Source organism: Actinomadura sp. J1-007 (assembly GCF_009793335.1).
Lineage (GTDB): Bacteria > Actinomycetota > Actinomycetes > Streptosporangiales > Streptosporangiaceae > Spirillospora > Spirillospora yumaensis.
The window spans coordinates 6231873-6253437 of record NZ_WING01000001.1; the positions used below are offsets into that span (position 1 = coordinate 6231873).

20 protein-coding genes and 2 pseudogenes are annotated in these 21565 nt (G+C 74.1%); 16 read left to right on the forward strand and 6 right to left on the reverse strand.

What is annotated here, in order from left to right; all coding sequences use genetic code 11:
* The first annotated feature begins 36 nt into the window (after positions 1 to 36).
* Positions 37 to 1068, forward strand: a complete 1032-nt coding sequence (locus GEV43_RS28270) for a PHP domain-containing protein (RefSeq protein ID WP_160823297.1) — start codon at positions 37 to 39, stop codon at positions 1066 to 1068.
* Between the two features lie 47 nt (positions 1069 to 1115).
* Here the strand turns inward: GEV43_RS28270 and GEV43_RS28275 are convergent, their stop codons facing one another.
* On the reverse strand, positions 1116 to 2273 hold the full coding sequence (locus GEV43_RS28275) for an SUKH-4 family immunity protein (protein ID WP_241683069.1): 1158 nt from the start codon (positions 2271 to 2273) through the stop codon (positions 1116 to 1118).
* Between the two features lie 53 nt (positions 2274 to 2326).
* Between GEV43_RS28275 and GEV43_RS28280 the strand changes: the two genes are divergently transcribed.
* From GEV43_RS28280 to GEV43_RS28290, 3 genes are all read left to right on the forward strand, one after another.
* On the forward strand, positions 2327 to 3283 hold the full coding sequence (locus tag GEV43_RS28280; protein WP_160823299.1) for an alpha/beta fold hydrolase: 957 nt from the start codon (positions 2327 to 2329) through the stop codon (positions 3281 to 3283).
* 404 nt (positions 3284 to 3687) lie between these two features.
* Complete coding sequence (locus GEV43_RS51220; protein ID WP_309239876.1) at positions 3688 to 4698, forward strand: YafY family protein; 1011 nt, start codon at positions 3688 to 3690, stop codon at positions 4696 to 4698.
* Positions 4586 to 5065, forward strand: a complete 480-nt coding sequence (locus GEV43_RS28290; RefSeq protein ID WP_241683071.1) for a VOC family protein — start codon at positions 4586 to 4588, stop codon at positions 5063 to 5065. Before GEV43_RS51220 ends, GEV43_RS28290 begins: the two co-directional genes overlap by 113 nt.
* Positions 5066 to 5316: 251 nt before the next feature.
* Here GEV43_RS28290 and aceE read toward each other — a convergent pair.
* Positions 5317 to 8105: pseudogene (aceE, locus tag GEV43_RS28295) on the reverse strand (pyruvate dehydrogenase (acetyl-transferring), homodimeric type).
* 327 nt (positions 8106 to 8432) lie between these two features.
* Here aceE and GEV43_RS28300 point away from each other — a divergent pair.
* The 6 genes from GEV43_RS28300 (at position 8433) to GEV43_RS28325 (ending at position 11942) form a co-directional block, all read left to right on the forward strand.
* Positions 8433 to 8633 (forward strand): DUF1918 domain-containing protein, encoded by a 201-nt coding sequence (locus GEV43_RS28300; RefSeq protein WP_160823301.1) that lies wholly within the window; start codon positions 8433 to 8435, stop codon positions 8631 to 8633.
* 80 nt (positions 8634 to 8713) lie between these two features.
* Entirely contained in the window at positions 8714 to 9121 is a 408-nt protein-coding gene (locus GEV43_RS28305) for a YjbQ family protein (protein WP_160823302.1), read from the forward strand.
* Positions 9122 to 9356: 235 nt separating this feature from the next.
* Positions 9357 to 9785 carry a DUF3052 domain-containing protein gene (locus GEV43_RS28310; protein WP_160823303.1) on the forward strand — a complete coding sequence of 143 codons (429 nt, stop codon included), beginning with the start codon at positions 9357 to 9359 and terminating at the stop codon, positions 9783 to 9785.
* Between the two features lie 136 nt (positions 9786 to 9921).
* Positions 9922 to 10380 (forward strand): peroxiredoxin, encoded by a 459-nt coding sequence (locus GEV43_RS28315; RefSeq protein WP_160823304.1) that lies wholly within the window; start codon positions 9922 to 9924, stop codon positions 10378 to 10380.
* A gap of 56 nt (positions 10381 to 10436) precedes the next feature.
* Positions 10437 to 10781, forward strand: a complete 345-nt coding sequence (locus GEV43_RS28320) for a hypothetical protein (RefSeq protein ID WP_160823305.1) — start codon at positions 10437 to 10439, stop codon at positions 10779 to 10781.
* Between the two features lie 60 nt (positions 10782 to 10841).
* A complete protein-coding gene (locus GEV43_RS28325; RefSeq protein WP_160823306.1) occupies positions 10842 to 11942 on the forward strand; it encodes a potassium channel family protein in 1101 nt (366 codons plus the stop codon).
* A 187-nt stretch (positions 11943 to 12129) separates the two neighbouring features.
* Here GEV43_RS28325 and GEV43_RS51225 read toward each other — a convergent pair whose 3' ends face one another.
* Positions 12130 to 12525, reverse strand: coding sequence for a hypothetical protein (locus tag GEV43_RS51225; protein ID WP_241683072.1), 396 nt, complete (start codon positions 12523 to 12525; stop codon positions 12130 to 12132).
* Entirely contained in the window at positions 12420 to 13079 is a 660-nt protein-coding gene (locus GEV43_RS28330) for a phosphoribulokinase (RefSeq protein WP_241683916.1), read from the reverse strand. Before GEV43_RS28330 ends, GEV43_RS51225 begins: the two co-directional genes overlap by 106 nt.
* Positions 13080 to 13260: 181 nt before the next feature.
* On the opposite strand from GEV43_RS28330, the gene GEV43_RS28335 reads away from it, so the two are divergent.
* Both GEV43_RS28335 and GEV43_RS28340 read left to right on the forward strand, forming a co-directional pair.
* The gene (locus tag GEV43_RS28335) at positions 13261 to 13917 is read left to right on the forward strand and encodes a response regulator transcription factor (protein WP_160823307.1); all 657 of its coding nucleotides are present in this window, start codon (positions 13261 to 13263) and stop codon (positions 13915 to 13917) included.
* Positions 13914 to 15104 (forward strand): GAF domain-containing sensor histidine kinase, encoded by a 1191-nt coding sequence (locus tag GEV43_RS28340; RefSeq protein ID WP_309239877.1) that lies wholly within the window; start codon positions 13914 to 13916, stop codon positions 15102 to 15104. Before GEV43_RS28335 ends, GEV43_RS28340 begins: the two co-directional genes overlap by 4 nt.
* On the opposite strand, the gene GEV43_RS28345 is transcribed toward GEV43_RS28340, so the two are convergent.
* Positions 15073 to 16254 (reverse strand): trans-acting enoyl reductase family protein, encoded by a 1182-nt coding sequence (locus GEV43_RS28345; RefSeq protein ID WP_160823308.1) that lies wholly within the window; start codon positions 16252 to 16254, stop codon positions 15073 to 15075. The genes GEV43_RS28340 and GEV43_RS28345 overlap by 32 nt on opposite strands.
* 34 nt (positions 16255 to 16288) lie before the next feature.
* Positions 16289 to 17173, reverse strand: coding sequence for a LysR substrate-binding domain-containing protein (locus GEV43_RS28350; RefSeq protein ID WP_160823309.1), 885 nt, complete (start codon positions 17171 to 17173; stop codon positions 16289 to 16291).
* A gap of 199 nt (positions 17174 to 17372) precedes the next feature.
* On the opposite strand from GEV43_RS28350, the gene GEV43_RS28355 reads away from it, so the two are divergent.
* The 4 genes and pseudogenes from GEV43_RS28355 to GEV43_RS28370 all read left to right on the forward strand — a co-directional run bounded on the left by GEV43_RS28355 (position 17373) and on the right by GEV43_RS28370 (position 21466).
* Positions 17373 to 18806 (forward strand): form I ribulose bisphosphate carboxylase large subunit, encoded by a 1434-nt coding sequence (locus GEV43_RS28355; RefSeq protein WP_160823310.1) that lies wholly within the window; start codon positions 17373 to 17375, stop codon positions 18804 to 18806.
* Entirely contained in the window at positions 18806 to 19234 is a 429-nt protein-coding gene (locus GEV43_RS28360) for a ribulose bisphosphate carboxylase small subunit (protein ID WP_160823311.1), read from the forward strand. The genes GEV43_RS28355 and GEV43_RS28360 overlap by 1 nt, the downstream gene beginning before the upstream one ends.
* A gap of 254 nt (positions 19235 to 19488) precedes the next feature.
* Complete coding sequence (gene cbbX, locus GEV43_RS28365) at positions 19489 to 20484, forward strand: CbbX protein (RefSeq protein WP_241683073.1); 996 nt, start codon at positions 19489 to 19491, stop codon at positions 20482 to 20484.
* 74 nt (positions 20485 to 20558) lie between these two features.
* Positions 20559 to 21466: pseudogene (locus tag GEV43_RS28370) on the forward strand (proteasome assembly chaperone family protein).
* Positions 21467 to 21565 lie beyond the last annotated feature (99 nt).

Sequence of the window (21565 nt, forward strand, 5' to 3'; positions counted from 1 at the left end):
GCGACGGGCGGGTCATACCTGGGTACTGTCCAGGCCGTGGATCCCGTCGAGGCACTGCGCCGGATCGCGTTCCTGCTGGAGCGCGCGCTCGAACCGTCCTACCGGGTGCGCGCGTTCCGCAAGGCCGCCGAGGTCGCGTCCGGGACGCCCGCGGACGAGCTGCAACGCCGCGCCGGCGACGGAACGCTCACCGACCTGCCCGGGATCGGCAAGGTCACCGCCCTGGTGATCGAGGAGGCGCTGCGCGGGGAAACCCCCGTCTACCTGCGGCGCCTGGAGGCGACCGGGGGCGAGCCCGCCGACCGGGCCGCCGCCGCGCTCCGTTCCGCCCTGCGGGGCGACCTGCACACGCACAGCGACTGGTCGGACGGCGGGTCGCCGATCCGGGAGATGGCCGAGACGGCCCGTTCGCTCGGCCACGAGTACATCGCGCTGACCGACCACTCGCCGCGCCTCAAGGTCGCCAACGGGCTGTCGGCCGACCGGCTGCGCCGCCAGCTCGACGCCGTCGCCGAGCTGAACGAGGAGCTCGCGCCGTTCCGGATCCTGACCGGCATCGAGGTCGACATCCTCGACGACGGCTCCCTGGACCAGGACCCGGCCCTGCTCGAACGGCTCGACGTGGTCGTGGCGAGCGTGCACTCCAAGCTCCGGATGGACCGCGTGGCGATGACCCGGCGGATGGTCGCCGCCGTCGCCGACCCGCGCGTCAACGTCCTCGGCCACCTGACCGGCCGCATCGTCAAGGCCGGGGGCCGCCGCGGCGGGCTGCGGCCCGAGTCGGAGTTCGACGCCGCGCTCGTGCTGGACGCCTGCGCGGCCTACGACGTCGCCGTGGAGATCAACTCCCGGCCCGAGCGCCAGGACCCGCCGAAGCGCCTGCTCCGCCCGGCCGTCGAGGCGGGCTGCCGCTTCGCGATCGACTCCGACGCGCACGCGCCCGGCCAGCTCGACTGGCAGTCGTACGGCTGCGACCGGGCCGCGCGCTGCGCCGTCCCCGCCGACCGCGTCGTCAACACCCTCCCGGTGGACGACCTGCTGGCCTGGACGCGCGCCAAGCGCTCCTGACCGGCCCCGGCCCCGGCCCCGTACGCGCCGGGTCGGACGGCCGCGGGTCACAGCAGGCCGTTCCACATCTGCTCGACGAGCAGCGGCCACCAGTTGTCCTCGCCGTGGAACGCGGGCGGGTCGATGCTCGCGAGCTGCCCTTGCAGGCGCTCGACGACCTCGCCCGCCGCGTACGGGTCGAGCCCGCGCATCCGCTGCCGCCCGCGCGTCAGCACCGCCAGCATCCGCGCGAACACCGCCGCGCCGCTGCTGACGAACCGCGTCGTCCCGAGGTCCGGATCGACCGCCCAGAGCCCGCCGAGCAGGTGCGGCGGGCCGGAGACCAGCATCCCGATCACGCAGTGCCCGTCGCCGCCGAGCGTGACGAGCGAGTCGAGCCGTCCGAGCGCCTCGGGCGGCAGCGGGCTGCCACGTGCCCGGAGCCGCTCGGGCACCGGCACCACCGACCACGCCTGGAACAGGTACGGGATCCGGGCCGGCAGGCCCGCCGACACCAGCGTCAGCTCCTGGCCCTGGAGGACGCCCGCCCGCGCCAGCTCGTCCGGGTGGTAGCGCTGCACCTGGTCGTGCCCGAACGTCGCGGCGAGCACCTGGCCGAGCCGCGCGCCGTCCACCGGAGGCGCGGCGGGCTCCCCGGCGGGCGGCGGGACGGGCCGCGCCCGCGGCGGGACGGGCTGCCCCACCAGCTTCGCCAGCGCCGCCGCCCGGTCCGCGACCGCCGCGACCGCCGCCGCACGCTCCCCCGGGGTGGTGCCGTACGGCTGCCCGAACGAGATCTCCGCGCCGGGGAAGCCGAACCGCCGCAGCAGCGGATCGCAGTAGCAGCCCGGCAGGCGGCACGGCTCCAGCTCCGAGTGGACCGCCGTCACCGACGCCGCCGGCACCCCGATCCGCTGGAGCTCCTCCCACACCTGCCAGAACGGTGCGGGCAGGCCCGGCCCGACGGCTTCGCCAGGTACGCCTCCTCGCCCCGGGCGTCCCGGTAGGTGACCGCGAGGGTGTTGCCCGCCCCGACCGACGGCCGTTCCGCGGACGGCCCGCCCGGGTGCGGCCCGGCGCCCTGACCGCCGTCGTACATCCCTGCCCCTCACTCTGCGCGGCCCGGGGGCGGCGGACCGTCCTCGAAGGTGTGCCAGGGAGAGTCTGGCAGGTGTCCCAGCCCGGGACGGGACCGTTCCAGGTGAACGATCCGGGATGCCGATCATGCGCGGGGCCCGGACCGGCTAGCGTGGGGGCAGCCGAGCACCGAGGGGTCCCGATGGCCGAGATCAGGCACCGCTTCGTCGAGTCCGAGAGCGGCCTGCGGATGCACGTCGCCGAGGCGGGCGAAGGCCCTCTCGTGCTGCTGCTGCACGGGTTCCCCGAGTGCTGGTACTCGTGGCGGCACCAGCTCAGCGCCCTCGCCGAGGCGGGCTTCCACGCCGTCGCCCCCGACCAGCGCGGCTACGCCCGCACGGGCGGCCCCGGCGAGGTCTCGCAGTACTCGATCCTGCACCTGGCCGGGGACGCCGCCGGGCTCGTCCGGCCGCTCGGGGCCGACCGCGCCGTCGTCGTCGGCCACGACTGGGGAGCGCCGGTCGCCTGGGCGGTCGCGCAGTTCCGGCCCGACAAGGTGCGCGGTGTCGTCGCGCTGTCGGTCCCGCACCGCCCGCGCACCTCGCGGCCCCCCGTCGCCGTCATGCGCGAGCGCATCGGCGACGGCTACTACATGGTCCACTTCCAGCGGCCGGACGTCCCCGAGGCCGAGTTCGACCGCGACCGCGCCGCCACGTTCCGCCGGATGCTGTACGCCGCGTCCGGCGACGGCCCCGGGCTCGCGCCGATCGTCCCGGAGGGCGGCGGGTTCCTGGACGCCTGCCCCGAGCCGGGCAAGCTCCCCGGCTGGCTCACCGAGCACGACGTCGAGACGCTCGTCGCCGAGTACGAGCACAGCGGCTTCACCGGGCCCGTCAACTGGTACCGCAACCTCGACCGCAACTGGGAGCTCACCACCGCCTGGCACCGCGCCCCGATCTCCCCGCCCGCGCTCTACGTCGCGGGCGACCGCGACCTGGTGGTCGCCGCGCCGGGCGCGCGCGAGGGCATCGAGCGGATGGGCGACTTCGTGCCCAACCTGCGCGAGGTGGTCTGGCTGCCCGGCTGCGGCCACTGGACCCAGCAGGAGCGCCCCGCCGAGGTCAACGAGGCCCTCCTCAACTTCCTGCACGCCCTCTGACCTCCACCGCCCCACCGCCCGCGCGCATCCCCACCCGCGGCGGCACTCGGCTGGGCCGGCGCCGTCCCGCGGACCGCTGTCGCTCGCTGACCGCCGCCGTCCCGTTGACCGCCACCGCCCGCTGGCCGCTGTCGCCGCGCTGGGCCGGCGCGACCTTCGCCCCGGGCGGCGCGCCGGGCCGGGCGTCCCCGCTCGTGGCGGCGCGTCCCCGCCCGGCGGTGCGCTGGGCTGGCGCGTCCCCGCCCGCGGCGGCGCCGCGTCCCCGTCTGCGGCGGCGCGTTCCCCGCCCCGCCGCCCCGCCGCCTCGCTGGGCCGACGCGTCACCCGCCCCGGCGGCGCGCCGGGCGGACGCGGCCCGGCCCCGGCGGCGCGGGAATGTCAGAGGCGGCGCGTACGGTCGCGGCGTGAACCGTACCGACCGTCTGTACGCCCTGGTGGAGGAGCTGCGGGCCCGCGCGCCCCGGCGGGCCAGCGCGCGCGAGCTGGCCGCGCGCTTCGAGGTCAGCGTCCGCACGATCGAGCGCGACATCGGCGCGCTTCAGCAGGCCGGGGTGCCGGTCTTCGCCGACGTGGGCCGGGGCGGCGGCTACACCCTCGACAAGAGCCGCACGCTGCCCCCGCTCAACTTCACCCCGGCCGAGGCGGTCGCCGTCGCGATCACGCTGGGCCGGGCCGAGGGCTCGCCGTTCTCCCGGTCCGCGCGCACCGCCCTCCACAAGATCGTGGCGGCGATGTCGGCGACCGACAGCGCGTCGGCCCGCGAGCTCGCGGCCCGCATCCGCTTTCTCACCCCCGCCGGGCGCGGCGACCCCGCGTCCGTCCCCGCCGTCCTGGAGGAGGCCGTCTCGACCCGCCGAGTCGTCCGCCTCGGCTACGTCGACCGCGACGGCGCCGAGACCGAACGCGACGTCGAGCCCGTCGCGTTCACCGCCTCCGCCAACGGGTGGTACCTGACCGCCTGGTGCCGGATGCGGGGCGGCTGCCGCATCTTCCGCACCGACCGCGTCCGCCGCGCCGTCCTGCTCGACGAGACCGCCCCCGAACGCGCCGCCGACGCCATGGACGACGGCGCCCCGCCCGACTACGTCGTCCGCCCCTCGAATTCGTCTGACAACCGGATCCGTTCGGAAACACCGACACAGGGTTGTCGCACATCTGTTCGAACATCGGTCCCGTGCGGCGGCGGCGCCGTACGGAGCGTTCAGATGGAGGAGACCGATGACAGTGCCCGCGTTCAACACCGTCGCCTGGTTCCAGGTCGGCACCGACGCCCCGAAGGAGGCCCGCCGCTTCTACGGCGACATGTTCGGCTGGCGGTTCACGCTCGACCCCGACGAGGACGGCTACGACCTGATCACCTACCCGGGGGCCGAGCGGCCGAGCGGCGGCGTCCAGCACACCGGCGACGCCGCTGACAACCACGCGCTGTTCGTCGTGCTCGTCGAGGACGTCGGCGCCGCCTGCGCCGACACCGAGCGCCACGGCGGCAAGGTCGCCGTCCCGGCCCGTACGACCGAGGACGGCCTGACGTTCGCCTACCTGGAGGACCCGTCGGGCAACCGCTTCGGCGTCTTCACACCCCGACCCCCTGACCGACCCGGCCCCGCGGGAGCGTCCGCTCCGGTCTCCAGGGACCCCGGCCCCGCAGGCGGCCCGCCCTTCCCGGATGCCCCGGCCCCGCGGGCGCCCGGCCTCCCGGCGGGCCCGGTCTCGTGGCCGGTCCGTTTTCCACGTACGCCCGGCCCCGCAGGCGCCCGGGCCTGCGGGCACCCGGTCTCCTGATGGGGCCGTTCCTGCGGGGCGCTCCGGCCGGGCACGCGCCCGTTCCGGCATGGGCGCTCCATCCGGGCGCGCCTGTTCGGCCCTGCGGGCGCTCGGTCTCCTGGCGGGCACAGCCCTGCGGGGGTGCGGGGTGGGGCTGCTTGTCTCGGCGTGCGGGTGGGGGGCGGGCGAAGGGCGGCGGGGGAGTGCGGCCTACACCTCCGCGCTCCTCGCCGCCGCCCCGGTGGAACGGACGGGATCGGCGGTCCGCCTTAGGCGTCGCCGCCCGTGTTGCTCTCGGCGCTGCCGACGCCGCCCGCGAACACGTCGCTGACGCCGTCGCCGAGGCGGTACTTGTCGATCGCCTGCTGGAGCGTCTCGGGCTTGATCTCGCCGTGCCGCGCCAGCCGCGTGAGGACGGCCAGCACGATCGACGCCGCGTCCACGTGGAAGAACCTGCGGGCCGCGGCGCGGGTGTCGGAGAACCCGAACCCGTCGGTGCCGAGGGACGTGAAGTCGCCGGGCACCCAGGGCGCGATCTGGTCGGGTACGGCGCGCATGTAGTCGGACACGGCGACGATCGGCCCGCGACGTTGTCGAGCGTGCGCGTCACGTAGGGGACGCGCTGCTCGGCGTCGGGGTTGAGCAGGTTCCACTCGTCGCACGCGGCGGCCTCGCGGGCCAGCTCGTTCCACGACGTGGCCGACCAGACGTCCGCCGACACGCCCCAGTCCTCGGCGAGGAGCCGCTGGGCCTCCAGGGCCCACCGGCCGCCGACGCCGGAGGCGAGGATCTGCGCCTTGGGCGACTGGCCGTTGCCGGCCGTGTTCTCCGGCGCGGCCCGGTGCCGGTACAGGCCCTTGAGCAGGCCGTCCACGTCGAGGTCGTCGGGCTCGGCGGGCTGCTGGTAGGGCTCGTTGTAGACGGTGAGGTAGTAGAAGACCTCCTCGCCGTCCGGGTGCTCCTCGGACGAGCCGTACATGCGGCGCAGCGCGTCCTTGACGATGTGGGCCAGCTCGAACGCGAACGTCGGGTCGTAGTGCACGCACGCCGGGTTGGACGCGGCGATCAGCGGGGAGTGCCCGTCGGCGTGCTGGAGGCCCTCGCCGGTCAGCGTGGTGCGGCCCGCCGTCGCGCCGAGCAGGAACCCGCGGCCCATCTGGTCGCCGAGCGCCCACATCTGGTCGCCGGTCCGCTGGAACCCGAACATCGAGTAGAAGATGTAGACCGGGATCATGTGCTCGCCGTGCGTGGCGTACGCGGTGCCCGCGGCGATCGTCGAGGCCATCGAGCCGGCCTCGCTGATGCCCTCGTGCAGCATCTGGCCGCTCTCGGCCTCCTTGTACGACAGCAGCAGCTTGCGGTCCACCGCGTCGTAGGTCTGCCCGTGCGGCGAGTAGATCTTGGACGTCGGGAACAGCGAGTCCATCCCGAAGGTGCGGTACTCGTCCGGCGCGATCGGGACGAACCGCGCGCCGATGTTCTCGTCCTTGATCAGGTCCTTGAGCAGCCGGACGAACGCCATGGTGGTGGCGATGTTCTGCTTGCCCGAGCCCTTGCGCAGCTCGGCGTACACCGGCTCGCCGGGCAGCTTGAGCGGCTTGGCCCGCACGACCCGCTTCGGCAGGAACCCGCCGAGGGCCGCGCGGCGCTCGCGCATGTACTGGATCTCGTCGGAGTCCTCGCCCGGGTGGTAGTAGGGCGGCAGCTCGCCCTCCAGGGCCGAGTCGGGGATGTCCAGGTAGAGCCGGTCCCGGAACTCCTTCAGCTCGGCCTTGGTCAGCTTCTTCATCTGGTGGGTGGCGTTGCGGGCCTCGAAGTCGGACCCGAGCGTCCAGCCCTTGATGGTGTGGGCGAGGATCACCGTCGGCTGGCCGACGTGCTCGCGGGCGCTCTTGAACGCCGCGTACACCTTGCGGTAGTCGTGGCCGCCGCGCGACAGCTTGCGCAGCTCGTCGTCCGACAGGTGCTGCACCATCTTGCGCAGCCGCGGGTCGTCGCCGAAGAACTTGTCGCGGATGTACTCGCCGGACTCCACGGTGAACGTCTGGAACTGCCCGTCCGGCGTGGTGTTCATCTTGTTGACCAGCACGCCATCGGCGTCCTGGGCGAGCAGCGGGTCCCAGTCGCGGCCCCAGACGACCTTGATCACGTTCCAGCCGGCGCCGCGGAAGAACGACTCCAGCTCCTGGATGATCTTGCCGTTGCCGCGCACCGGCCCGTCGAGCTGCTGGAGGTTGCAGTTGACGACGAAGGTCAGGTTGTCGAGCTCCTCGCGGGCGGCCAGGCCGATCGCGCCGAGCGACTCGGGCTCGCCCATCTCGCCGTCGCCGAGGAACGCCCACACGTGCGAGCGGGAGGTGTCCTTGATCTTGCGGTTGTAGAGGTAGCGGTTGAACCGGGCCTGGTAGACCGAGTCGATCGCGGTGAGCCCCATCGAGACCGTGGGGAACTCCCAGAAGTCCGGCATCAGCCGCGGGTGCGGGTACGAGGACAGGCCGCCGCCCGGGTGCGACTGCTCCTGCCGGAACCCGTCGAGCTTGTCCTCCGGCATCCGGCCCTCGAGATAGGCGCGCGCGTAGATGCCCGGGGCCGCGTGGCCCTGGAAGAACACCTGGTCGCCCGACTCGCCGTGGTCCTTGCCGCGGAAGAAGTGGTTGAAGCCGACCTCGTAGAGGGAGGCGGCGGAGGCGTAGGTGGCGATGTGGCCGCCGACGCCGAGCTGGGGGCGGTTGGCCCGCGACACCATGATCGCCGCGTTCCAGCGGATGTAGGCGCGGATGCGCCGCTCGATGTGCTCGTCGCCGGGGAACCAGGGCTCGTGCTCCGGCGGGATCGTGTTGATGAAGTCCGTGCTGCGCAGGGCGGGAACCCCCACCTGCTGCTCGCGGGCCCGTTCGAGGAGCCGCAGCATCACGTAGCGCGCCCTGCCGCGCCCCTCGGTCTTGATGACCGTGTCGAGCGATTCCAGCCATTCCCGGGTCTCGTCCGGGTTGATGTCAGGCAACTGGCTCGGCAGGCCGTCGCTGATGATCGAAAAGCGTTGACGTCCGGAAGCCACGGGATCCCCTCTGTGCTTACCGACTTTGCTGGTGAGGCCCCGGACGCCCCGCGGGCGGCCGGCGGTCTCGGTGACGGCGGTTCGTCGCCGCTGGTTGTTGATCCATCGTCGCCGTTTATGACGGCTAACGCATCTCTACCAACCGGTAACCATTCTCCCCGGTCAACGGCGGTGCCGACCCCTCCGGCGCCGTTTTTTCGGCATGGATCCGGTGCGTCCCGCCGCCCCCCTCGACGGGGAGCGCGAGCCGTACCAAGGTGGGGAGGGAGAACGGACGACAGGCCGCGCCCGCCCGGCCCCGGCGGGCCGCACGAGGCTGGGGAAGAGATGAACGCAACGGTCGGAGACCGGCTGCACGTCCACGGCAACGTCGTCGGGCAGCCGGACAGGTCGGGAGAGATCGTCGAGGTGCGCGGGCCGGAGGGCGCGCCGCCCTACGTGGTCCGCTTCGAGGACGGCGCGACGCGCCTGGTCTACCCGGGCCCGGACGCGGTGATCGAGTCCCCGGAGGCCCCCGCCGGGCGGTGAGCGCGGGGCGGCGACGGGCGCCCCGGGCCGATCGGGGGCGGCGAGGGATGCCCGCGTGCCGATCGGGTAGACAGGGGAGCATGAAGAGCACCGTGGTCGAGGTGACCACCGGTACCGCCGAGGCCGTGCACGACCTCACGCCCGAGTGCGGGAGGTTCGCCGCCGAGCAGGGCGGGGACGGGCTCCTGCACGTGTTCGTCCCGCACGCCACGGCGGGCGTCGCGCTGATCGAGCTGGGCGCGGGCAGCGACGACGACCTGCTCGCCGCGCTCGGCGACCTGCTGCCCGCCGACGGGCGCTGGCGGCACGCCCACGGCTCGCGCGGCCACGGCCGCACGCACGTGATGCCCGCGATGATCGCCCCGTACGCGACGATCCCCGTCCTCGACGGGCGGCTCGCGCTCGGGACGTGGCAGTCGGTGGCGCTGGTCGACCTCAACGTCGACAACCCGCGCAGGCAGGTACGGTTGTCGTTCCTCGCGGGCTGAGCGGGATGCGGCCGCCTTGCGGGACGAGCGCCGGTTGTTACGCTCGGTGGGTGTCCTGTGACGACCACCTGCGTATTTGGGCCAATGAGCCCACCAAAAGCGGGGAAGACACTTGCGCGAGGGCCCCTCGCTTGTGTGGACTGTCCCGCAAACGCCGCACAGGTGCGGGCGGGCCACCCCGTCCCGGGGGGCCGGGAACGGCACCGTGCGGACTACCGACAATGGGAGGACTTTCGTGAGCGCGACCGCGGGTCAGGCGCAGTCTGAGCGCAGCCTGGCCGAACGGCTCGGCCTGAAGGCGGGCCAGGTGGTGCAGGAGATCGGCTACGACGACGACGTCGACGAGGAGCTTCGCGGCTCCGTCGAGGCCGTCACGGGGAACGAGCTGGTCGACGAGGACTACGAGGACGTGGTCGACGTCGTGCTGCTGTGGTGGCGCGAGGAGGACGGCGACCTGTTCGAGGGCTTGACCGACGCAATGATCCCCCTCACCGGCGGTGGCCAGATCTGGCTGCTGACGCCCAAGGCGGGCCGGGACGGGCACGTGGAGCCCAGCGACATCGGCGAGGCGGCCCAGACGGCCGGCCTGTCGCAGACGAGCAGTGTGAGCGCGGCCAAGGAGTGGTCCGGAACGCGCCTGGTCGCGCCGAAGGTGCGCAAGTAGGCTTCGAGGTCCCCGGCGGGCGGCCCGGCCGCCGGGGGGCCTTCGCGCGGGTGGTGGCAGACTGGTGACGCCTTCCACGGCCGTGGGAGGCGACCGTTCCCCCGCCCGCGGGCGGGGACGATCCCCGGGAGAGGCATTGGCGGTTGAGGTAGGCGACAGCGCACCGGACTTCGAGCTGAAGGACCAGCACGGCACGCCGGTCAAGCTGTCGGACTTCCGTGGGAAGAAGAACGTCGTCCTCGTGTTCTACCCGCTGGCGTTCAGCGGCGTGTGCACGGGCGAGCTGTGCACCATCCGGGACGAGCTGCCCACCCTGGGCGGCGACGACGTCCAGGTGCTCGCCGTGTCGGTCGACTCGGTGTTCGCCCTGCGGGCCTGGGCCGACCAGGAGAAGTACCAGTTCCCGCTGCTGTCGGACTTCTGGCCGCACGGCGGCGTGGCCGACCGGTTCGGCGTCTTCGACGAGGAGAAGGGCCTGGCCCGCCGGGGCACCTTCATCATCGACACCGAGGGCGTCGTCCGCTGGAAGGTCGTGAACGCGATCCCGGACGCGCGCGACATCGGCGAGTACCGCAAGGCGCTCGCCTCGCTCTGAGCGAACCGGACCGGGTCCGGCCGTCCGGACCCGGCCCCCGCACCCCTGGAGGTGTGATGCCCTGCTTCCGCTGCGGGGCGCGGCAGACCGACCCCTCGCGCGGCGCGAGCCCGTGGCGGCGCGGGGTCCGGGCGGACCGCCAGGTGCTGGTCTGCCCCGGCTGCCAGTCCGGCCGCGACTGGGCGGCCGACCTCGACGGCTGCGCGGCCTGCGGCTCCACCGCGCTGGTGAGCCGCCTCGGCGAGATCGAGTGCCGCGACTGCGGCCACACCCGCGAGGCCGTCCCCGCGGGGCCCGCCGACTCCGCGGGCCTCGTCCGCTCCGGCGCGCCGCCCGGCGACGGCGGGCTGTCCGAGGAGGTCGCCGCCGCGCTCACCCGGGTCCTCCGTAGACGTCCTTGACGTCCGTTTTCTGACCTGGGACGCTGCCCGGAACGTTCGCGAGCACGAGACGGGGAGCCGATGCCGTTCGTCCTCCTGCGCCTCGTCCACCGGATCGCCGAGCGCTCCTGGCGGGCCCCGGCCCTGGTGCTGGCGGCCGCGTTCGCCGCGGGCTGGGTGCTGATCGCGGTCTTCGAGCCGTCCGGGTCGAAGATCAAGCAGCCGCACCACTACCTCTGGTACTTCTTCGTCAGCGGCACCACCACCGGCTACGGCGACCTGTTCCCGACCTCCGCGGGCGGCCGGATCGGCGGCGCGATCGTGATCATGGCCGGGCTGACCGCCGGCCTCGTGCTGTTCGCGGAGCTGACGCTCTGGATGGCGAAGGGCAGGACATTGAAGGCCAACGGCCAGGCCACTCTGCACCACCGGCGCCACGTCGTCGCCGTCGGCTACGAGCGCGAGGGGCTGCGCGCCGTCATCGGCCAGCTCCGCGCCGACCCCGCGTACGAGAAGACGCCCGTCGTGACGGTGTTCTGGCCGGGCCAGCTTCCCGGCGAGAACCCCGATCCGGGGCTCTACGACGTGGTCGCGTTCGACGGCACCGCGTACGAGCGGGCCTGCCTGGAGCACGCGCGGACCGTCCTCGTGGTCGGCCGCACCGACGACGAGACCGTCCGGGTGATGCTCGGCGTGGTCGCCTACCTGCGGCGGCACGGCTCGCCGCCCGTCCACCTGCTGGCCGGGCTGCGCGACGGGGGCCGGCGCGCCGAGATCACCGAGGCGCTCGGGCTGGTCGGCCCCGACATCGAGCCGGTGGACGTGGACGACCCGGCGGTGGTCGCGGTCGCGATCCGCAACCCGGGCGTCGCCGCGATCTACCACAACCTGGCCAGCACGCTCGACGCCGACTCCACCCTGTTCCGCGTGGACGTGCCGGAGGGGGCGGGGGAGTGGCCGCGCCTCGACCTGGCGATCTTCCTGCTGCGGCGGGGCGGCACGCTGCTCGCGGTCGGCGAGTCGCACCGGCCGAACGCCCGGTTCCGGCTGGCCGCCGAGCCGGGGGAGACCGTCCGCGGCGGGCAGTCCCTGGCGATCGTGGCGCCCGAGCGCCCGGAGATCCCCTGGAACGAGCTGGACGCGGCCGCCGGAGCCGGCGCCGGGGGCGAACGCGTCGGCTGATCCCGTCCGGGCCGCGTGCGCGCTCGGACGGGATCCGGCACGGGCCGTACCGGGGTGGGAGAGCCAGGAGGGCACCCACGCGCCCATGTGATGCCCTCCTGGCGACCGCGGCGCACGCGGCCCGGAACCGGAAGGAGGGGTCCCGGGGCCTCCCCGCGCGCCCGCGGAGTGCGCCGCCAGAGCGCGGTCAGGCGGCCTGGCGGTGGTCGGCGTCCAGCAGGTGGTAGAGCAGGAGGAGCTGGGTGATCGCCAGGGGGTCGCTGGTGTCGGCCTCGCCGTAGCGGCCCAGGGCCTCGGGGGTGAGGCCGCCCTCCCCGGCGCGGGGGCCGAGCCGCTCCCAGATCGCCTTCTTGACCACCGACGACTCCTCCGGCGAGACGTACCCGTGCACGTGCAGGGCGTCCACCGGGCGGCCGTCGTCGTCGCGGTGCAGGCGCAGGTGCATGGCCGTCGCGTCGCCGAGCGCGGCGCCCTCGATCACCTCGCCCAGCTCGGGGTGGTCGATGGTGGGGCGCAGCAGCAGCTCGGCGGACAGGGGCGTGCCGGGCGGGTCGCCGCGGCCCGCGACCGGGGCGAACCGCACCACGATGTCGGCCCAGCGGCGCTGGGGCCGGATGTAGGCGGCGCTCTCGGGCTCCCTGCGGTCCAGCTCGGCCCTGACCTGCTCGGGGTGTAGCCGCGCTTGGCGCAGTCGCGGCCGACCTTCCAGGAGTGCCGCAGGGGCTCGGGCGGATCGAGGTAGACCGTGATGTCGAAGCAGGCGCGGGCGAGCCGGGTGTGCAGCGGCAGCAGGCCCTCCACGATCACGAAGTCCTTCGGCTGGACCAGTTCCGGCCGGACGAGGCGCCCGGTCGCGTGGTCGTACACCGGCTTCAGGATCGGCTCGCCCATGGACAGCAGCTGGAGGTGCTGCTCCATGATGTCGATGTGGTTGCAGTCGGGGTGCAGCGCCGTGAACGGCTTTCCCGCCCGTTCCTCGCGGTCGTAGCGGTGGTAGTCGTCCACGCAGACCGCGGTCATCCGGTCCGCCCCCAGACACCGCACGAGCCCCCTGGTCAGTGTCGTCTTGCCCGCCGCGCTGTCCCCGGCGATGGCGAGCATGACGGGGCGGCGGCCCTTTCCGCGCGCCCGGAGCATATGCACGATCCGATGGGGCACCTGGCTCCTCCGTCCTGCGGCTTCCGGCTGTCGCAACGGACGGTAGGCGCGGCCGGGGCCGGGATCGTCCCCCAACCGGGTGAGGAGGGGGGTGAAAAGCCCGGAGCCCTTGCCCAGCCGGGGCTACTGACGAGTAGCTTGCGGTTGTTATCGTGCCGGGATGAGTGCCCCCGTACGCGTCGTCCTGGTCGACGACCACGAGATGATCCTCGCCGGCCTCCAGGCGATGCTGGCCGGTTTCGCCGGGCGCGTGCGCGTGGTGGGGCAGGCGGGCGGCGGCGCGGAGGCCACCCGGCTGGTCACCGCGCTCCGGCCCGACGTCGTCCTGCTGGACGTGCGGCTCGGGCCGGAGAGCGGGCTGGACCTGTGCCGCTCGCTGACGGCCCGGGTCCCCGAGTCGCGGGTGGTGTTCCTGTCGGTGTACGACGACGAGCAGTACGTCTTCGAGGCCCTGCGCGCGGGCGCGGGCGGCTACCTGCTGAAACGGGTGGACGGGCCGGAGCTCGTCCGGCGGCTGGAGGAGGTCGCGCAGGGCGAGACCGTCGTGGACCCGACCCTCGCGGGCCGGATGGCGGTCACGGCGGCGCGGCTGACGCGCGGCGAGTTCTGGGCGGGCGCCGGGCGCGGCCTCACGCAGCGCGAGAGCGAGGTGCTGTCGCTGCTGGTGGGCGGGCTGTCCAACAAGGCGATCGCGGCGCGGCTCGTACTGAGCGAGGAGACGGTCAAGAGCCACCTGCGGGCCCTGTACCGCAAGCTGGAGGTCGCGGACCGTTCGGCGGCGGTGGCCGTCGCGCTGCGCGAGGGGCTGTTCCGGTGACCGCCGCCATGGACGGCGCGCCGGACGCCCTGGAGCTGCTCGCGGGACGCGGGCGGGACCTGCTGGTGCGGATCGTCGCGGCGGCGTGCTCGGACCGGACGCTGCCCCGGATGGCCGACGACCTCGCCGGGCTGGTGGTCCGCTCCGCCCGCGCCCTGACGTTCTGCGACGTGTACGTCCTGGACGAGGACGAGCGCGCCATGGAGTGGTCGGGGCCGCCCGTCCCCCTCGGCGAGGGCGACGTGGGCTGGGTCGCCGCGCACGGCCGCGCCCGCTCGCACGCGGACGGGCGCGGCGCCGCGCTCCCCGTGCACGCGGGGAACGCCACGATCGCCGTCCTGGACGTCCGGTCCGCGGGGCCGTGCCCGCCCGAGGACGTCGCGCTGGTCGCCGCGCTCGCCGACCTGTTCGCCCCGGTGCTGTGGTCGTGCCGCAGGCTGCGCACCGCGCAGGAGCGCGAGTCGGCCGCCGAACGGTTCGCCGAGCGCGCCGTCGAGGCGCAGGAGGCGGAGCGCTCCCGGCTGAGCCGCGAGATCCACGACGGCATCGCGCAGCGGCTCGCGAGCCTCGGGTTCCACCTGTCCGCCGCGGAACGCGCCCTGCCGGAGCACCATCCCGAGGCGCTCGCCCAGATCATGCTGTCGCGGACGCTGTGCGACCTGGTCGCGGCGGAGACGCGCGCCGCGATCGGCGGCCTGCGCCCGCCCGTCCTGGACGACCTCGGGCTGCCCGCCGCGCTTGCCGCCCTCGCCCGCGAGGCCGGCGCCCCGTCCGCCGCGCGCGTCGCGTCCGTCCCGCCGGGCGCGCCCGGCCCCGCCAAGCCGATCGACGTCACGGTGACCGTCACCGGCGAGCTGGAGTGCGCGCTGCCCGACCACGTGCAGACCGCGCTGTACCGGATCGCGCAGGAGGCCGTCGGCAACAGCCTGCGCCACGCGCGCGCCGGCTGCGTCGACCTGCTGCTGGAGCACGACCGCGACCGGGTGCGGCTCACGGTCCGCGACGACGGCGACGGCTTCTCGATCCGCGACGTGTTCGCCCCCGGCCGCCGCCCCGACACCTACGGCCTGCGCGGCATGGCCGAACGCGCCGAGCTGCTCGGCGGGCGCGTCGCCGTCACGAGCCGTCCGGGCGCGGGGACGAAGGTCGAGGCCGTCATCCCCGTTCGGACCGGACCCGGAAGGTGAGGCCCGACCGCCGGAGCCGTTCGATCAGCGCGTCGCCCATGGCCTGCGCGGTGGTGACCTGGCCCGCCGTCGCGGGCAGGTCGTCGTGCGCCAGGCACAGGGCCGCCTCGCCGAGCATCCGGGCCGTCTCGTCGTAGCCGGGGTCGCCGCCCGCGACCTCCGTGACGACGCGCCGCCCGCCGCCCTCGCCGACGAACGTCACGCTGAACCAGGACTCGGCCCGCCGCTCGGGCGACGGCCCCTCGCCCGCCGTGCCGAGCCGCCGCAGCAGCGCCCGCGTCGGCGGGAGCTGCGCGAGCGCGAGCACCGCGCCCGCGCCCACCGCCATGCCCCCCGCCTGCGCCAGCCGCTTGAGCGCGATGTAGTGCCCGTAGGTGAAGTCGGGGCCGTACCGGTCGAGCGCCGCCGCGGAACGGACCACGACCTGCGGGTCCAGCGTCGGGAGCGGCAGCGTCCACCCGTCCCCGACCTTCGCCTTCGGGACGGGGCGCCGCGACATCCGCGCCCGGCGGCCCGCCGGGGCCGGCTCGGCCTCGCGGCGCTCGCGCTCGGCGCGCAGCATCCCGGCCACGTCGGAGAAGATCCCGATGACCGAGTGCAGCGTGCCGCCCGACGGCGTCATGCGCGCCCGCACGAAGCCCTCCACGTGCAGCGGCACGCCCTCGGGCAGCCGCTTGACCGTGTAGTACGCGCCGAGGTCGTGCGGCATCGAGTCGAACCCGCACGCGTGCACGATCCGCGCGCCGGTCCGTACGGCCTGCTCGTGGTACCTGACGTACATCCGGTCCACGAACGTCGGCTCTCCGGCCAGGTCCGCGTAATCGGTGCCCGCCCGCGCGCACGCGGCGACGAGCGGCTCGCCGTACCGCGCGTACGGCCCGACCGTCGTGACCACCACCCGCGCCGCCTCCGCGATGGCGTCGAGCGACGCGGTGTCGGTGACGTCGGCGTGCAGCAGCGGGAGCTCGGCCAGCGCGGGCTCGATCCCGGCGAGCCGGTCGCGCACGGCCTCCAGCTTCGCCCGGTCGCGCCCGGCGAGCGCCCACCGGGTCCCGGGGCCGGCGTTCCTCGCCAGGTACTCGGCGGTCAGCCCGCCGGTGAAGCCGGTCGCGCCGAACAGCACGACGTCGTACGGACGGTCCGCGGTCATGGATGCCCCTCTCACGGTTTCGAATCCGATTCTGTCACTGCCGGGACGGGCGCGGGGGAGCCGTCCAGTGGGGAGCCTGGAGCAGGTGTTGGACGAACAGGCGGGTCGTCGCGGTGGGCGCGGGACCGGCGACGGCGTGCCAGGGCCGGTCCAGGGGCGTGCCCGGGGAGTCGATCACGACGAGCCGTCCGGCGCGCAGCTCGCCGCCGACCGCGTCGCGGGAGATCAGCGCGACGCCGAGGCCGGCCGCCGCGCCCGCGACGACCGCGCCGTTCGACCCGAGGACGAGCCGCGGCGGGGCGACGTCGTGCTCGGCGAGGTACGCCTCGGCGGTCGCGCGGGTGCCCGAGCCCGGCTCGCGCATCACCCACGGCGTCGAGGGCAGCGCGAAGCCCGCCGCGAGGTCCGGGGCGCCGACCACGACCAGCTCGTTCGGGCGCAGGGCGAGGACGGTCGCGGCGAGGTCGCCCGGCGGCCGGCCCGCGAGGACGAGGTCGGCCTCGTGCGCGGCGAGGCTCCGCCACACGTGCCGGCGCGGGCCGACCTCCAGCGCGAGGTCCACCTCCGGCCAGCGGGCGCGGAACGAGGCGAGCAGCGCGGGCAGCACCTGGTCGGCGGCCGTGGTCACGGCGGCGAGGCGCAGCGGCCCGCGCGCCGGGTCGGCCGCGCCCCGCGCCGCCGCCCGGCCCTGTTCGAGCAGGCCGAGGACCCGGCGGGCGTACGCCGCGTAGACCGTCCCGGCCGGGGTGAGGCGCACGCCCCGCCCGACGCGCTGGACGAGCGGGACGTCGAGGTCGCGGGCCAGGGCGGCCACGGCCGCCGACACCGCCGACTCGGTCACGTACAGCCGGGCCGCCGCCGCGCGCACCGAGCCGGTGTCGGCGAGCGCGACGAACGTCCGGAGCCGTCCCTCGGTCATGCCCCGGCCTCCTCGTTGAAAGGAACGCTTGACGGTCGCCGTAGAACACTTGATGGACATCGCAAGTATCGCGGAGGCAGAGTCGGGGCGTCCACGGTTCCACCTGACCGGGCCCGCGGGGCACCCCCTTCCCCTGGGCATGCCGCCTTCCGGGCGGTGCCCCGCGGCCTGGAGCGGCCAACGGATTAGGAGAGCGGCGATGAGCGCGGGCAGATGGTCGGCGGGCGTGATCCCGTACGCGGAGATGGGTTACTGGCGTCCGGACTACCAGCCGAAGGACAGCGACATCCTCGCCGCCTTCCGGATCACCCCGCAGCCGGGCGTGCCGCCCGAGGAGGCGGGCGCGGCCGTGGCGGGCGAGTCGTCCACCGCGACCTGGACGGTGGTCTGGACTGACCGCCTCACCTCGTACGAGAACTACCAGGCCAAGTGCTACCGGGTGGAGCCCGTCCCGGGGCAGGAGGGCCAGTTCATCGCCTACATCGCCTACGACCTCGACCTGTTCGAGGAGGGGTCGATCGCGAACCTGACGTCGTCCATCATCGGGAACGTCTTCGGGTTCAAGGCGCTGAAGGCGCTGCGCCTGGAGGACATGCGGATCCCGACCCACTACGTCAAGACGTTCCAGGGGCCCGCGCACGGGATCGTGATGGAGCGCGAGTACCTCGGCAAGTTCGGCCGCCCGCTGCTCGGCGCGACCGTCAAGCCGAAGCTCGGCCTCAGCGCCCGCAACTACGGCCGGGTGGTGTACGAGGCGCTGCGCGGCGGCCTGGACTTCACCAAGGACGACGAGAACATCAACTCCCAGCCGTTCATGCGCTGGCGGGACCGGTTCCTGTACTGCATGGAGGGCGTCAACCGGGCGCAGGCCGCGTCCGGCGAGATCAAGGGCCACTACCTCAACGTCACCGCCGGGACGATGGAGGCGATGTACGAGCGGGCCGAGTTCGCCAAGGAACTCGGCAGCGTCATCGTCATGATCGACCTGACGGTCGGGTACACCGCGATCCAGTCGATGGCGCACTGGGCGCGGGCGAACGGCGTCCTGCTGCACCTGCACCGCGCCGGGCACTCCACCTACACGCGGCAGAAGAACCACGGCGTCAACTTCCGCGTGATCGCCAAGTGGATGCGGCTGGCCGGGGTCGACCACGTCCACGCCGGGACGGTCGTCGGGAAGCTGGAGGGCGACCCGAACAGCGTCGCCGGCTACTACGACACGCTGCGGCTGGACCGCACGCCCGCCGACCCCGTGAAGGGCCTGTACTTCGACCAGGAGTGGGCCTCGCTGCCGGGCACCATGCCGGTCGCGTCCGGCGGCATCCACGCCGGGCAGATGCACCAGCTCCTGCACTACCTGGACGAGGACGTGATCCTCCAGTTCGGCGGCGGGACGATCGGGCACCCGATGGGCATCGCGGCGGGCGCCACCGCCAACCGGGTCGCGCTGGAGGCGATGATCAAGGCGCGGAACGAGGGCCGCGACTTCATGGCCGAGGGCCCCGACATCCTGCGCGCCGCGGCCAAGCAGAGCCGCGAGCTCGACGTCGCGCTGTCCACCTGGGGCGACGTCACGTTCACCTACGAGTCCACCGACACCCCCGACGTCGTCGAGACCCCTGTGAGCATCTGATGAGGATCACCCAAGGCACCTTCTCCTACCTGCCCGAGCTCTCCGACGAGGAGATCGCCAAGCAGGTCGCGTACGCGCTGGACCAGGGCTGGCCCTGCTCGATCGAGTTCACCGACGACCCGCACCCGCGCAACTCGTACTGGGAGATGTGGGGGCTGCCGATGTTCGACCTGACGGACCCGGCGGGCGTGCTGATGGAGATCAAGGAGTGCCGCAAGGCGTACCCGGGGCGCTACGTCCGGCTGAACGCCTACGACGCCCGCTACGGGCGGCAGACCACGGCGCTGTCGTTCATCGTCCAGCGCCCGGCCGAGGAGCCCGGCTTCCGCCTTGACCGCGAGGAGGCGGGCGACCGGCGCATCCGCTACAGGACCCACCCGTACGCGCTCGACCGTCCTGAGGGCGAGCGGTACGCGCGAGGGGAGTGACCGGCCGCGGGGCCCCGCCCGGCCCCGCGGCCGTTCGCGAACGGCCCGCGCCGCGGCCGGGCGGACGGCCCGGCCGCGGTCCGCGAGGCGCCGCGTCCCGCGAACGGACCCGCCACCGTTCGCGGGACGGCGCCCGCTATGGGCGGTGCCCGCCCCTCACGGGACGGTGCGCGCTGCGGGCGGTGCTCGCCGTTCGCGGGACGGTGCTCGCCGTTCACGGAGACAGGCACAGGACATGGGGAAGAGGGAGAGCGTTGAGCGAAAGACTGGGGTTCGGGATGCGTTCGGCTGAGAACGGTTCCCAGGCGGAGCCGTCCGGTGACTCCCGCGCCGGGGGAGCGCCGGGGGAGCCTCCGCCGGACGAGCCGCTTCCCGCGGGCGCGCGCGTGGACCTCGAAAAGGAACGTGCCGAATCCCAGGCCGACGAGGTCCTCGACGCGCTCGACGCCGAACTGGTCGGGCTCGCCCCGGTGAAGACCCGCATCCGCGAGATCGCCGCGCTCCTGCTCGTGGACCGGGTCCGCGCCCGCTACGGCATCGACTCGGGCCGTCCCAACCTGCACATGTGCTTCACCGGCAGCCCCGGCACGGGGAAGACCACCGTCGCCGTACGGCTCGCCGAGCTCCTCCACCGCCTCGGGTACGTCCGCAAGGGCCACCTGGTCTCGGTGACCCGCGACGACCTGGTCGGGCAGTACGTCGGGCACACCGCGCCGAAGACCAAGGAGGTGCTGAAGCGGGCGATGGGCGGCGTGCTGTTCATCGACGAGGCGTACTACCTCTACCGGGCCGAGAACGAGCGCGACTACGGGCAGGAGGCCATCGAGATCCTGCTCCAGGTCATGGAGAACCAGCGCGACGACCTGGTCGTCGTCCTCGCGGGCTACAAGGACCGCATGGACTCGTTCTTCTCGTCCAATCCGGGGATGAGCTCGCGGATCGCCCACCACATCGACTTCCCCGACTACCAGACCGGCGAGCTGGAGGCGATCGGCCATCTGATGATGGAGCGCGAGGGGTACCGCCTCGCCCCCGAGACCGCGCCGGTGTTCCGCGACTACCTGGAGCGGCGCCGCGGGCGGCCCCGGTTCGCCAACGCCCGGTCCGTCCGCAACGCCATCGAGCGGGCCCGGCTCCGCCACGCCAGCCGCCTGCTCGCGCGCGGCGGCGAGGTGGACCGCGACGACCTCACCACCCTGCTCCCGGACGACTTCCTCGCCAGCCGCGTCTTCACCGCGGTGCGACCGTGATCACATCCGATCAGGGGATGCGCCCCCGCATGTCTTAGTGTTGGCACCATCGACATGAGGATGTGGGGGAGACGTTGCTGAACCCTGAGGATCTGTACGAGCTGGACTCCGACCTGCCGGAGATGACCGGCCCGGTCCTGCTGCACAGCCTCGACGGCTTCGTGGACGCGGGGTCCACCGGGCAGCTCGTGCGCGAGCACGTCCTCGACGCGATGGAGCACCGCGTGATCGCCCGGTTCGACGTGGACTCGCTGATCGACTACCGCGCCCGGCGGCCGGCGATGACCTACGACCGCGACCACTGGTCCTCCTACGACGCGCCCGAGCTGGTCGTCCACCTGGTCCGCGACGAGGTCGGCAGCCCGTTCCTGATGCTGACCGGCCCGAGCCCGACCGGCTCTGGGAGGGCTTCACCGCCGCGGTCCGCGACCTGGTCGAACGGGTCGGGGTGTCCCTCGTCGTCGGCTTCCACGGCATACCCATGGGCGTGCCGCACACCCGCCCGGTCGGGATGACGTCCCACGCGACCCGGCCCGAGCTGGTCACCCGCAACTCGTGGTTCGACAAGGTGCAGGTCCCGGGCAGCGCCGCCGGGCTGCTGGAGCTGCGGCTCGGCGAGTCGGGCCACGACGCCCTCGGCTTCGCCGTCCACGTCCCCCACTACCTGGCCCAGTCGGCCTACCCGGCCGCCGCCGTCGCCGCCCTGGAGGCCGTCGTCGCCGCCACCGGCCTCGTCCTGCCGGCCGACCGCCTGCGCGAGGCCGCCGCCCGCACCGACACCGAGATCGCCGAGCAGGTCGCCGGCAACGACGAGGTCGAGAAGGTCGTGCGCGCGCTGGAGCAGCAGTACGACGCGTTCGCCGGGGCCGCCGAGCGCGAGAGCCTCCTCGCCGAGTCCCAGGACATGCCCACCGCCGACGAACTGGCCGCCCAGTTCGAGCGCTTCCTGGCCGAACAGGACGGCCCCGACACCCAGCAGTAACCCCTCCCAGCGCTCGCCCCCAGCCCCCGCGCCGGGCTCCGGGCCTGCCTTCCGGTGCCGCGCCCCGGGCTGGCCCTCGCGGGCAGCGCTCCGGGCGTG